The sequence below is a fragment of the Streptomyces sp. NPDC058307 genome, assembly GCF_042880295.1.
Lineage (GTDB): Bacteria > Actinomycetota > Actinomycetes > Streptomycetales > Streptomycetaceae > Streptomyces.
Genome location: NZ_JBHVYZ010000021.1, coordinates 88,717 through 102,158 on the forward strand (window position 1 = coordinate 88,717; position 13,442 = coordinate 102,158).

The following is a 13,442-nucleotide window of genomic DNA, read 5'->3' on the forward strand; positions in this document are numbered from 1 at the left end:
CTCGGGGGTGAACAGTTCTTGGAGCCCGAGGGGGTTCGGGTGCGGGGAGCATCCGAGGTCCTCGTGGTTCCCGCGCACCTCGAAGAGGGTGGCGGGACGTGTAGTGCGCTGCCGCCGAGGTGAGTTGCTCGCGCAGCGTTGAACTGTCCGATATGTCTTGCGCGGAAGGCGAGGTCTTCCGGGAGAGGAACAGCGTGCCGCGGGGCGGGGGGCCCTGCGAGGGGACAAACGTTGCGGGAGGCGGGGGCCTCCCGGGGGGAGGAACGGTGTCTGGCAACCACGTCATACCACTGGGGAGCGGGGGTGCGCTGTGCGAGACGGGGGAATAGTCAGCCCCGTTGCGTCGGCGCACGAGCGTCTGACGGACGGGGCGATCGGCCAGTCGGCTAACGACTGGGAGCAGCGGTACCGCCGTACAGTGATCACCAGCGACACCGTGACCACCGCTTTCGTGGTGGCGGCGATCGGAGAGTTCTTCGGGGCCCGGGACGCGGCCAACTGGCATGAGAAATGGGGGATACTCGCCTTCGGCACCGAGTTGCTGGTGCTGGGAGCGTTTGCGGTGGGCCGGGCGTGGGCTCCGGCCGTGCTCGGCCAGGGTGCCGAGGAATTCCGCCGGCTGGGACGCTCGCTGTTCGCGGCGACCGTCGTGCTGGCGCTCGGCGGGATCGCCCTCACCTCACGCAACATCAAGCTCTGGATCTTCGTCGCGATCCCCGCGATCGCGCTCGTCACCATGACCGCGCGGTATGTGCTCCGCCTCGGGCTGCACAAGCAGCGCAAGGAAGGGCAGTGTCTGAGACCGGTGCTCGCTGCCGGGAGCCCGGCCACCGTGCGCGACCTGATCAGCCGCACCCGCAAGTTCCCGCACCTCGGATGGCGGGTGGACGGGGTGTGCACGACGGACGGCAGCGGGCTCGACGGTGACGAACTGGACGGAGTGCCGGTTCTCGGCCGGCTGACGGACGTCGCCAAGTACGTGGAGGACGACGGCTATCGCGTCGTCGCGCTCACACCGGACCCGTACTGGACACCGGGCCGGCTGCAGCGGCTGGCCTGGAACCTCGAGGGCAGCGATGCCGAGATGGTGGTGGCCCCGGTGCTGATGGAGGTGGCCGGCCCGCGGTTGCACGTCGACGCCGTGCTCGGGATTCCGCTCCTGCGGGTCAGCATGCCGACGTTCACCGGGGGCCGCCGGGTGATCAAGGCGGTCGCCGACCGGCTGGGCGCGGCGATCCTGCTGATCGTGTTCGCGCCGCTGATGCTCGTCGTCGGAATGCTCGTGGTGACGGACAGCCGGGGCGGGGCGTTCTACCGCCAGCGCAGGGTCGGCAAGGACGGCCGCGAATTCACCATCCTCAAGTTCCGCACCATGGTCGTAGGGGCCGACCGGGCACGTGCCGAGTTGGCCGACCGCAACGAGGGCGCGGGGCTGCTGTTCAAGATGCGCCGGGATCCGCGGGTGACCCGGGTGGGAACAGTGCTGCGCCGGTACTCGCTCGACGAACTCCCGCAGCTGTTCAACGTACTCACCGGATCGATGTCGCTCGTCGGTCCGCGCCCTCCGCTGCCGGAGGAGTCAGCCGAGTACGGTCCGGACATCCGGCGACGACTGCTGGTCAAGCCCGGCCTCACAGGCCTGTGGCAGATCAGCGGACGCAGTGACCTGTCATGGGAGGAGGCCGTCCGCCTCGACCTGCGGTACGTGGAGGACTGGTCGCTCGCCCTGGACGCGGTGATCTTGTGGAAGACGCTGCGCGCGGTGCTCTACGGCCAGGGGGCCTACTGATGTGCGGGGGGCGCCGTCCTGACGGCGGGCAGAGCGCAGGCCACAAGGGCCTGCCTGGGGGGAGGAACGGGTCATGAGAATCAGCGTGTTCGGGCTTGGCTACGTGGGCTGCGTGTCGGCCGCGTGCCTGGCCGGCATGGGGCACGAGGTCATCGGCGTGGACGTCAACCAGGTGAAGGTCGACCTGGTCAACGACGGCAAGGCCCCGGTGGTCGAGGAGCGGATCGGCGAACTCACCGCCGACGGCGTGCGGACCGGAGCGCTCCGCGCCACCACCGACGTCCACGAGGCGATCATGGGCAGTGAGGTGTCGCTGATCTGCGTGGGCACCCCGTCGGAGCCCAACGGCAGCCTGTGCACCACGTACTTGGAGCGGGTCACCGAGGAGATCGGCGCCGCCCTGGCCGAGCGGGGCGGGCGGCACACGGTGGTGTTCCGCAGCACCATGCTCCCGGGCACCTGCCTGAACCTTCTGGTACCGATCCTGGAGAAGCACATCGGCGGCACTGCCGGCGTGGACGTCGGGGTCGCGGTCAACCCGGAGTTCCTGCGCGAGGGCACCAGCGTGCAGGACTTCTTCGACCCGCCCAAGACGGTCATCGGCGAGCTCGACCCGGCCAGCGGCGACGTGGTGGCGGCGCTGTACGAGGGCCTGCCCGGCGAGGTGTTCCGGGTGCCGATCCCGACGGCCGAGGCGATCAAGTACGCGGACAACGCGTTCCACGGCCTCAAGATCGGCTTCGCGAACGAGCTGGGCGCGGTATGCCAGGCGCTCGGGGTGGACTCGCACCAGGTGATGGACGTGTTCCTGGCCGACCGCAAGCTGAACATCAGCCCCGCCTACCTGCGGCCCGGCTTCGCCTTCGGCGGCTCCTGCCTGCCCAAGGACCTGCGCAGTCTGGTCCACGCGGCACAGCGGGCCGACGTCTCGGTGCCCATCCTCGCCCACGTGCTGCCCTCCAACTCCGACCATCTGCAGCGTGCGGTGGACCTGGTGGAGCGCACCGGAAAGCGCCGGGTCGGCATGTTCGGGCTGTCCTTCAAACCCGGCACCGACGACCTCCGGGAGAGTCCGCTCGTCGAGCTCGCGGAGCGGCTCCACGGCAAGGGGTACGACCTGCGGATCCACGACGCCAACGTGAGCCTCTCCCGGCTGATCGGTGCCAACCGCGAGTACATCGAGACCCGGCTGCCGCACCTCGCGCAGCTGCTCGCGGACTCCGTCGAGGAGGTGCTCGACCATGCCGAGGTGTGCCTGGTCGGGACCAAAGACCCGGCCGTCCTCGCTGCCCTGCCTCATGGCGGCGGCCCGGTGATAGTCGACCTCGTCCGCCTTCCCGACGCCGAGACGCGCCGGACCGAACCGGGATACGTGGGCCTTGCTTGGTAACGAAGCCAGCGGCGACGGCTCGGGCCGACGCGCGCTGATCCTGGTGGAGAACCTGTCGGTGCCGTTCGACCGACGGGTGTGGCAGGAGTGCACGACGCTGCGTGACGCGGGCTGGGAGGTGCACGTCATCTGCCCCCGTGGCGAGAAGCGAGACACGGAGCCGGAGGCGTTGATCGACGGGGTGCGGATCCACCGCTACCCGTTGCGCGCCGCCACCGGAGGACCGGCCGGCTATCTGCAGGAGTACGGATCGGCGTTGTGGCATACGGCCCGGCTCGCCCGCAAGGTCGGCCCGGTCCACGTGGTGCACGCCTGCAACCCGCCCGACCTGCTGTTCCTGTCGGCACGCCGGCTGAGGCGGCGTGGCGCGCGATTCGTGTTCGACCAGCACGACCTGGTGCCCGAGCTGTACCTCTCCCGCTTCGACCGCGGCAAGGACCTGCTCTACCGCGCCGTGTGTGCGCTGGAACGGCGGACCTACCGGGCCGCGGACGTCGTGCTCGCCACGAACGAGAGCTACCGGGACGTCGCCGTGAGCCGCGGCGGCAAGCGGCCGGAGGACGTCTTCGTGGTGCGTAGCGCGCCCCAGACGGAGCGGTTCCAACCGGTCCCGTCCGAGCCGGAGTTGAAGCGCGGCAAGCCCCATCTGCTGTGCTACCTGGGCGTCATGGGTCCGCAGGACGGCGTCGACTACGCCCTGCGCGCCCTTGCCGAACTGCGCGACGAGTTCGGGCGGACCGACTGGCACGCGGTGTTCGTCGGCTCCGGCGACGCGTTCGACGCGATGGTGGAGCTGTCCCGGCAGCTCGGGCTCACCGAGCAGGTGCAGTTCACCGGGCGCATTCCGGACGCCGACCTGGTGCGCTACCTGTCCACCGCGGACGTGTGCCTCTCTCCCGACCCGCGCAATCCGCTCAACGACGTGTCGACCATGAACAAGGTCCTGGAGTACATGGCGATGGGCCGGCCGATCGTCTCGTTCGACCTGAAGGAGGCGCGCGTCTCCGCCGGTGAGGCCGCCGTCTACGCGCCGGCCAACGACGAGGGCCGGTTCGCCGAGCTCATCGCGGTGTTGCTGGACGATCCGGACGAACGGGCCCGGATGGGCAAGATCGGCCAGGAGCGAATAGGCGGGCAGCTTTCCTGGCGCAACTCGCAGGCGTCGCTGCTCGCCGCCTATGCCGCCGCGTGCCGGGACCGCGATGCGGTGTCGGCGAGCGGTCCGGCGCGCACAAGGAAGAAGAGGCAGCGCAGTTGAACGAAGACACCATCCGCCTCGTCACGATCGGGCGGATACTCCGTCGGCGGTGGCGGCTTCTGGCCGTCCTCGCCGTGGTGGGCGCACTGTTCGGTTACGGCACCTCGGTGCTGGTGTTCCCGCCGCGATACACCGCGTCGGCACCGGTACTGCTGCCAGGGGTGTGGGAGGAGCGAGAGCTGCTCACCCAGGTCGACATCGCCACCAGTCTGACCGTGGTCGACCGTACGGCCGACGCTCTGCACTGGTCCGACGTCAGCCGCTCCGAGCTGCGGGACCGCGTGGGCGCCACCGTCGCCGACGGAAACATCATCACGATCTCGGGTACGGCCGACACCCCGGAGCGCGCGCAGCGGCTCGCCGACGGGGCGGCCCAGCAGTTCGTGCAGTTCGCCGCGGAGGTCGCGGGCAGCGGCGTCGACGCCTCGGTGGTCACGCAGACCGAGGCGCTGCGCAAGCAGGTGGCGGAGACCAACCGGCGCATCTCCGACCTGGCCAAGGCGGCCGATCCGGGACAGACCGTGGAGAGCGTTCAGTCCCGCACGGCGCTCGAGAACCTGCGCACCTCGCTGGAGGCGGCCATGAAGAAGCTGCAAGAGGCCGCCCCGTTGAACAACAAGTCAGGCATGGTCGTCATGGGACAGGCCGCCCGGCCCACCGGTGAGGCGCCGCCGACGAGGATTCAGCTCATCGTGGGCGGAGCGCTGGTGTTCTTCCTGCTCGCGGTCGTCGGCCATCTCGTCGCCGCACGGATGAACCGCCGCCTGCGCACCGAACTCGAGATCGCCGCGGCACTGGGCTCGACGCCGCTGGGCGCCGTGGACGTGTCCGGTGAATGGCCCGCGCACGGGCCGCAGGGCGTGGGCCGGCGAGCCGGGATCCTCCGGCTCCTCGGCGCCGACACCCCGTGGGACGTACCGGCCCTGCGGAATTCCGGCGACGAGGCCGGCAGACGGCTCCGTTACCGGCGGGTGTGCGCCCGCCTCCGGGAGCAGCTGCCGGCGCCCCGGCGGCTGCTGGTCGTCGTACCGGACGGCGACGAGATCGCCCGCCGGGCCGCGGGTCAGCTCCTCGCCGAGGCCAAGAACGATCCACTGCTGCGGGTGGTGGAGGTGTCGGTGGACCGGCCGATCGTGCCGGACCGAGGGACGGAGAACGGTGCCGTGGTGGTCCTCAGCGCGAACAGCTGGACCGCGGAGGAGCTCGCCGGCATCGCCGAGGCGTGCGCGGACGGCCGGCACGAGGTCGTCGGCGTCGTCGTCGCAGGACCGGTCCGGGCCCGCGCCACGCGTCCTGCCGCCGACCTGCCGGACGACGCCACGCTCACGTTCGTGGTTCCCGGCCGCGCGACGGGAGGTCGGGCGTGACGACGAACACGACGTCACCGGAGTCGGCAGCCACCCCCCTCCTGGACCTTCAGGCGCTGGTGGTGGCGGTGCGCAGGCGTCGCCGCCTGTGGTGCGCCATGGCGGTCCTGGGCTTCCTGGCCGGCGCGGCAGTGGCGGTCCTGATGCCGCCGCCGCCGAGCGCGATGACCAAGGTGCTGGTCGCCCACGCGGAGGACCAGCCGAACGACACCGGAACGCTGATCCGCACCGACGTCGCGCTGCTGCAGACCACGCGTATCGCCGACGCGGCCCTGAAGTCCCTCAAGTCCCCGGAAAAACCCGAGGACTTCATGAAGGACTACCGGGGCACCGGCCTGACCAACAACCTGCTGCAGATCGATGTGACCGGCGACAACGACGCGCAGGCGGTGGCCCGGGCCAAGGCGCTGGCCGACGCGTTCGTCGCGGACCACGTGCAGCGGATGAAGGCAATCGCGCAGGCCGAGTCCAAGGCCCTGCTCGACCAACGTGACCGCACGCGCGACGAGCTGGCCGCGGTCAACAAGGAGATCAACGACCGCGCCACGGCAGGCGAGACGACGGGGGCGGCGAGCATCGAGTCGCTCTACGCCCGCCGGGCCGAACTCAACTCGCGCATCTCCGACTTCGACCAGCGCGCCGCCGACGCCCGCACCGGCACGCCCGCGGTGGTCGCCGGCACGCAGATCGTGGACGCCCCGAGCGCGGTACGGCACTCCTTGCCCAAGGCCGCTGCCACCGACGCCGGGATCGGGCTCGTCCTCGGCCTCTTCCTCGGGCTCGCGCTGGCCGCGGTCGGCGTGGTGGTCGCGGACCGCCCCGTACTGCGCCGGGACATCGCGGCGAACCTGGGCGCCTCGGTCATCTCGGAGCTGCCCCGCCGGTCGGGCAGGCCGTGGCAGCGCCGACGGACCCGGCTGGCACGCGAACGGCTCACCGCGTCCCTGGCCCGCACCGCGCGTGGCTCCGCGGAAGGGCTGTCGCTGCTGGAACTGGGCTGTGCCCGCAGCACGAGCGCGATCGCCCTGAACGTCGCCAGGGCACTGGCGACCGACGGGCCCGTGGTGGTCGTCGACGGTCTACCGGGCTCGGAGCTCTCCGGCCGCCGCCCCAAGCCGGGGGACCCCACCGTGGTCAGCGGTCAACGGGCCACCACTGTGCCGGACCACGGGCGCCTGCTCGGCGTCGGATCGGTGGCACCCGGCACCGCGTGGACCGACCTCCAGTACCTCGGCACCCGGACCGTGCTCGTCGTACGTGCCGGGCATGGCAGCGCCGCATGGCTGCACACCGTGGCGCGGCAACTGGCAGACCAGCACATCGCGGTGGTCGGTGTGGTGCTGATCGACCCCGATCCGCGGGACCGGACCGACGGCACGCTCTGGGACGGGCTGCACATCGCGCTGCGGGGGCACAACGAGCGGACGGCCCGGCAGAACGGTGGGGGTACCTCCCACGCCGTTCAGGCAGTGGGGGACGGCCAGGCGAAGACGGAACGACAGCCGATGTGGGCCGCACGAGTCCCGGACAGCGACCAGGAGGTGCGGTAGGACATGTGTGGTATCGCAGGGACTTACCGATGGCCTGACGGCAAGATCGTGACCGACCGGCTCACCGACACCCTCGCCCACCGCGGCCCGGACGGGGCGGGTCGCTACGGCCACCCCGTCGGTGACGGCGAGGTGCAACTCGGGCACCGCCGGCTGTCCATCATCGACCTGTCCGACACCGGAGCCCAGCCGATGGTCTCGGACGGCCTCGCCCTGACGTACAACGGCGAGCTGTACAACGCGCCCGAGCTGCGGACCGAACTGGCGGCCGCCGGGGTGCGCTTTCGCGGTACCTCCGACACCGAGGTGCTGCTCGAGGCGTGGCGGCGCTGGGGCACGGACTGTCTGCCCCGGCTGCGCGGCATGTTCGCGTTCGGCATCTTCGACGAGCGCACCGGTGAACTGGTGCTGGTCCGCGACCAGTTGGGTATCAAGCCGCTGTTCCTGCTCCGGCGCGGCGAGGGCCTGATGTTCGCCTCCGAGCTCAAGGCGCTCGCCGGCGCGACCGGTGGATCGCTGGAGGTGGACCATGCGGCGTTGGTGGCCTCGCTGCTCTATTACTGGGTGCCGGACTCACGGTGCGCCTTCCGCGAAGCGGAGAAGCTGCCGCCGGGAAGCTGGCTGCGGTGCCGACCCGACGGCCGGGTGGAGCGCGGCCGGTTCTGGAACCTGAAGGACGTCGCCGCCGAGGGCCAGGAACGGGCCCGGGCCGGTGAACAACCGGATCTGGCCGCCATCGTCGAGGAGTCGACCCGGCAGCACCTGCTCTCCGACGTACCCGTGGCGACCTTCCTGTCCGGCGGCCTCGACTCGAGCTGGCTGACCGCGCTTGCGGCCCGTCACCAGCCGGGGATCTCCGCCTACACGATCGGGTTCCGCGCCGAGGACGCCAGGTTCGAGGCGATGCCCGACGACCTGCGCTACGCCCGGCAGGTGGCCGAGCAGTTCGGCGTCGACCTCCACGAGATCGAGATCGCCCCGAACGTGCTCGACCTGCTGCCGCAGATGACGTACCACCTGGACGAGCCGATCGGCGACCCCGCCGCCATCAACACCTTCCTGATCTGCGAGGCCGCACGGGAGGCCGGGGTCAAGGTGATGCTCTCGGGGATGGGCGCCGACGAGCTCTTCGCCGGGTACCGCAAGCACCTGGCCAACCTGCTCGCACTGCGCTACCAACGCGTCCCGCGCCCTCTGCGGCGCGGGGTGTCCGCGGCCGTGGGCCGGCTGCCCGTCGCCACGTCCCGCCGGGGACTGCGGTCGGTTCGCTTCGCGAAGCGGTTCCTCTCCTTTGCCGACCTGCCGGAGGAGACCGCGTTCCGGCGCAGCTACACCATGTACGACCAGGACGAGCTGCTCGCCCTGATCGACCCGGACCTGGCGGGGACGGTCGATGACGTGGTGACCGAGCATGCCGACATCTACGAGGACAACGAACTCGACGACTTCGTCAACCGCATGTGCCTGGCGGACGCCCGGATGTTCCTGCCGGGCCTGAACCTGGCCTACACGGACCGGTCGAGCATGGCCGCGTCGACCGAGGTGCGGGTCCCGTACGTGGACGTCGAGGTGGTCAAGGCGGCGTTCGCCGTGCCCGGCGACCGCAAGATCGTCGGACGGCAGGGCAAGGCCGCCCTCAAGGAGGCGGCCACCTCGATCCTCCCCCGGGAGATCGTCTACCGGCCCAAGGGGCTGTTCAGCGCCCCACTGCGGGCCTGGATGAGCCGGGATCTGGCACCGCTGGTGCGCGAGGTGGTCAACGACGGCGAGCTCGTGCGTTCCGGGTTCCTGCGCAGGGACGCGCTGGCGCGGATGGTCGCCGAGGACGCCGCCGGGCAGCAGGACTTCTCCAAGCATCTGTGGCATGTGCTGACCCTCGAGTACTGGTATCGCGACGCGACCTCCGGGTCCGGCCAGAGCACTCGGCAAACGGCTTAGGAATCAGGGGACTTCGGTGAAACAGGTCGTACAGAACTACAAGAGCGGCGAGCTGGCGGTGCTCGACGTGCCGGTGCCGGGGTGCAAGCCGAGCGGTGTGCTGGTCCGCAGTGCCTTCTCGCTGATCTCCACGGGGACCGAGCTCATGAAGGTGTCGGAGGCCGGCATGTCGATGCTGGGCAAGGCCCGCTCCCGGCCGGACCAGGTGGCCAAGGTCATGCAGAGCGTGGCCACGAACGGGGTGCCCGCCACCTACCGCAAGGTGATGGGCAAGCTGGACTCCTACACACCGCTGGGCTACTCGTTGTGCGGAGTGGTCGAGGAGGTCGGCGCCGGGATCGACGACGTGAAGGTCGGCGACCTCGTGGCCTGCGCCGGCAACGAGCACGCCTTGCACGCCGAGCTGAACTGGGTGCCGAAGAACCTCTACGTCCCGGTGCCGGACGGCCTCGCGCCCAGGCACGCGGCCTTCGGCACCGTCGGATCGATCGCCATGCAGGGCGTCCGCCAGGGCGAGCCGCAGCTCGGCGAAGTGGCCCTGGTCGTCGGCCTCGGGCTGATCGGGCAGCTGGTCGTGCAGCTCCTGGCCGCCTCGGGAGTCCGCGTCGTCGGCGCCGACCCCGACCCGGCGCGCTGCGAGCTGGCCGAGCGCCTGGGTGCCGCGGCCTGCGGCGACCCCGCCTCCGCCGCCGTGGAGAACGCCGTCGCCGAACTCACCGACGGACACGGCGTGGACCAGGTGTACCTGGCCGCCGGCGGCGGCAGCAACCAGCCCGTCGAGCTGGCCGCCAAACTGGCCCGGGACCGCGGCCGGGTCGTCGACATCGGCAAGTGCCGCCTCGACCTGCCGTGGAACGCGTACTACGAGAAGGAACTCGACGTCCGGTTTTCCCGCAGTTACGGCCCCGGCCGCTACGACCCCGAGTACGAGCTGGAGGGACGCGACTACCCGATCGGCTATGTGCGCTGGACCGAGCGCCGCAACCTGGCCTGCTTCCTCGACCTCGCCGCCCGCGGCAAGGTCGACGTGGAGCCCCTGATCTCCCACGTCGCCGACTTCGACGACGCCGTCGAGACCTACCAGCGCCTGAAGGACGGCGAGCTGAAGGCCATCACCGCGCTGTTCCGGTACCCCGAACAGGCGGGGAAAGCGCAGGAGGCGAAGGCCCCGGCGGTCGCCGTGCCCGCGGTGGACGTGAAGGCACGTCCGGCCCGAGCCGCCAGGACGCCGGTGAAACTGGCGTTCGTCGGCGCGGGAAACTACGCGACGTCGATGCTGCTGCCGCATCTGGCACAGCGCGAGGGCGTCGAGTTGTCGGCCGTCGTCACCACGACGTCGCTGTCCGCGGCCAACGCGCAACGGAAGTTCGGCTTCGCCGAGGCGACCACCGACCTCGACGCCGTGCTCGGCGACAAGTCCATCGACGCGGTGTTCGTGGTCACCCGGCACAGCTCGCACGCCGAACTGACGCGGCAGGCACTGCTGGCCGGCAAGACCGTGTTCGTGGAGAAACCTCTGGCACTCACCGAGGACGAACTGGCCGGCGTGCTCGCGGCGGTGGAGGAGTCCGGCAACGACCGGCTCCAGGTGGGCTTCAACCGCCGGTTCGCGCCGCTGCTGCAGGAGGCCAGGGCGCGGTTCGGCGCCCGGACCGGTCCGGCGAACCTCCGCTACCTGGTCAACGCAGGTCGCCTCGCGCACGGCAGCTGGTACCTCCAGCAGGGCACCGAGGGCTCGCGGTTCGCCGGCGAAGGCGGACACTTCATCGACACGGCGAGCTGGCTGCTCGACGCGGACCCGGTCTCGGTGTACGCGACCGCCACGTCCGGCCACGAGGACCTGCAGGTCGTGCTGCGCTACCCGGACGGTTCCACCGCCACCATCAGTTACGTCACCACCGGCCCGTCCGGCTTCCCCAAGGAGACGCTGGACCTGGTCGCGGACGGCCGCGCGCTGCGACTCGACGACTTCGTGCGTGCCTCGGTCTTTTCGGACGGCAGGGCCGGCCGTAAGAAGTGGGTCAGTTCGCGGCTGCCCAAGGCGCGGGACAAGGGTCAGAACGCCGAACTGGCGGCGTTCATCAAGGCAGTCCGGACCGGCGGGCCGATGCCGGTGCCGCTGGAGTCACTGGTCGCCACCACGGCGGCCACCCTCGCCGTGCAGGCCGGCCTGGCCGGTGGCGTGCCGGTGACGTTGGCGAGGGCCTGATGACCATGAGCGTGGGCTGGTACCTCCGGCGGCTGTCCCGGATGGGGCCGCACGAGGTCGCGGGCCGGGTGGGCGACACGCTGCGCAGACGGCGCTGGCGGTCTGCGCCGCCCGACTGCCCGAGCGTGACCGGCGCCCGGTTCACCGCCGTGCTGCCCACCGGGACGATCGCCGCCGTACCCGCCGACGCCGCGAAACGCCTCGTCGCCGAGGCGGACCGACTGATGGACGGGCACGCGGAGTTCTTCGGGGTGGCCCGCGACGATCTGGCCGACCCGGACTGGTGGCGCGATCCGAAGACCGGGCGCCGGGCCCCCTCGGCCTACGCCTTCGACGTGCCGTACCGCAGCGAGGACGCGGTCGGGGACATCAAGCAGATCTGGGAGCCGTCCCGGCACCAGTACCTCACCCAGCTCGCGGCCGCCTACGCGATCACCGGGAACGAGCGGTACGCCGAGCGGGTGGCCGAGCACCTGCGGTCGTGGTGGTCGGTCAACCCGCCGCTGCGCGGCGTCCACTGGATAAGCGGCATCGAGCTGGGCATCCGGCTGCTGTCCTGGGTGTGGGTCCGCCGACTGCTCGACGGCTGGCCGGGCGCGGCCGACCTGTTCGAGGGCAACCCGGTGGCGCGGAACCAGATCTGGCACCACCAGCGCTGGCTGGCCGCCTTCCCCAGCCGGGGCTCCTCGGCGAACAACCACGTCATTGCCGAGACCGCCGGTCAGTTCGCCGCGTCCTGCGCGTTCGACTGGTTCCCCTCCTCGGCGCGCTGGCGGGCCGACGCGCTGCGCTCGCTGGACCGGCAGCTGCGCGGCAACACCTACGGCTCCGGCCTCAACCGCGAGCTGGCCACCGAGTACCACGGACTGGTCCTGGAGCTCGGCCTGGCCGCGGTGGCCGAGGCGGACGCAGCCGGAGTGCAGGTCCCCGCGACCGTCCGGCTGGTGCTGCTGCGCATGACCGACGCGCTCGCGGCCGTCGTGGACAACCGACTCCGGCCGCCGCGCCAGGGGGACGCGGACGACGGGCACGGTCTGATCGTGGACGGTGCGGGCACCGACCGCTGGGCCTCGCTGCTGGCCACCGGGGACGCCGTGTTCGGCCGGCTCGACTGGTGGCCGGAGGTGACCGCCACCGATGTGCGCACCCCGCTGCTGGCCGCGCTCGTCAAACCCGCCGAACCGTCGGTGACCCGCCCGGCGAGCCGCCCCGCCCACTTCGCCGACGCGGGTATGACGATCCTGCGCGGCCCGGAGGAGCTCTGGTGCCGCTGCGACGGCGGGCCGCACGGCTTCCTGTCCATTGCCGCGCACGCCCACGCGGACGCGCTGTCCGTGGAGGTCCGGCACGACGGGGTCGACGTGCTCGCCGACCCGGGGACGTACTGCTACCACGGGCAGCCCGAGTGGCGGCAGTACTTCCGGTCGACCCTCGGCCACAACACCCTGCAGTTGGACGGCGGTGACCAGTCCGTCTCCGGCGGCCCGTTCCTGTGGACCCGGCATGCCGAGAGCCGTGTCCTGGCCGCGGACGCGTCCGGCGAGGTGGCCCGCTGGGCTGCCGAGCACGACGGCTACCAGGGGTCCGTGCACCGCCGCCGGGTGGAGCTGACGGCCGCGAGCCAGGAGCTGACGCTGGTCGACGAGGTGAGCGGCCCGCGCCGGACCGTGAACCTGGCGTTCCACCTCGGCCCGGCGATCACCGCCGACTTGACCGGGAGCCGGGCACGACTCGCCTGGACCCGCGACGGCGAGGACCGCTCCGCCGTACTCGACCTGCCCGCGCAACTGTCCTGGCAGGCGCACCGCGGCGAGAGCGAGCCGCCGCTGGGTTGGTACTCCGCCGGATTCGGGCGCAAGGAACCCGCCACCACCCTGATCGGCAGCGGCTTCACCGACGGCGCGGAGGGTTTCACCACCGTGCTCAGGTTCTGCGGCTAGG

The 13,442-nt window shown here is 71.3% G+C and carries 8 protein-coding genes; all 8 read left to right on the forward strand.

The window, feature by feature from the left end; translation table 11 throughout:
- The first annotated feature begins 418 nt into the window (after positions 1-418).
- The gene (locus ACFVYN_RS17735) at positions 419-1,789 is read left to right on the forward strand and encodes a sugar transferase (protein ID WP_389999061.1); all 1,371 of its coding nucleotides are present in this window, start codon (positions 419-421) and stop codon (positions 1,787-1,789) included.
- A gap of 73 nt (positions 1,790-1,862) precedes the next feature.
- Complete coding sequence (locus tag ACFVYN_RS17740; RefSeq protein ID WP_389999064.1) at positions 1,863-3,179, forward strand: nucleotide sugar dehydrogenase; 1,317 nt, start codon at positions 1,863-1,865, stop codon at positions 3,177-3,179.
- A complete protein-coding gene (locus tag ACFVYN_RS17745; RefSeq protein WP_389999067.1) occupies positions 3,169-4,437 on the forward strand; it encodes a glycosyltransferase family 4 protein in 1,269 nt (422 codons plus the stop codon). The genes ACFVYN_RS17740 and ACFVYN_RS17745 overlap by 11 nt, the downstream gene beginning before the upstream one ends.
- A complete protein-coding gene (locus ACFVYN_RS17750) occupies positions 4,434-5,804 on the forward strand; it encodes a Wzz/FepE/Etk N-terminal domain-containing protein (protein ID WP_389999069.1) in 1,371 nt (456 codons plus the stop codon). Before ACFVYN_RS17745 ends, ACFVYN_RS17750 begins: the two co-directional genes overlap by 4 nt.
- Complete coding sequence (locus tag ACFVYN_RS17755) at positions 5,801-7,354, forward strand: Wzz/FepE/Etk N-terminal domain-containing protein (RefSeq protein ID WP_389999072.1); 1,554 nt, start codon at positions 5,801-5,803, stop codon at positions 7,352-7,354. Before ACFVYN_RS17750 ends, ACFVYN_RS17755 begins: the two co-directional genes overlap by 4 nt.
- Before the next feature lie 3 nt (positions 7,355-7,357).
- A complete protein-coding gene (gene asnB / locus ACFVYN_RS17760; RefSeq protein WP_389999074.1) occupies positions 7,358-9,292 on the forward strand; it encodes an asparagine synthase (glutamine-hydrolyzing) in 1,935 nt (644 codons plus the stop codon).
- Between the two features lie 16 nt (positions 9,293-9,308).
- On the forward strand, positions 9,309-11,501 hold the full coding sequence (locus ACFVYN_RS17765) for a bi-domain-containing oxidoreductase (protein WP_389999077.1): 2,193 nt from the start codon (positions 9,309-9,311) through the stop codon (positions 11,499-11,501).
- A complete protein-coding gene (locus tag ACFVYN_RS17770; RefSeq protein WP_389999080.1) occupies positions 11,501-13,441 on the forward strand; it encodes an alginate lyase family protein in 1,941 nt (646 codons plus the stop codon). The genes ACFVYN_RS17765 and ACFVYN_RS17770 overlap by 1 nt, the downstream gene beginning before the upstream one ends.
- Position 13,442 lies beyond the last annotated feature (1 nt).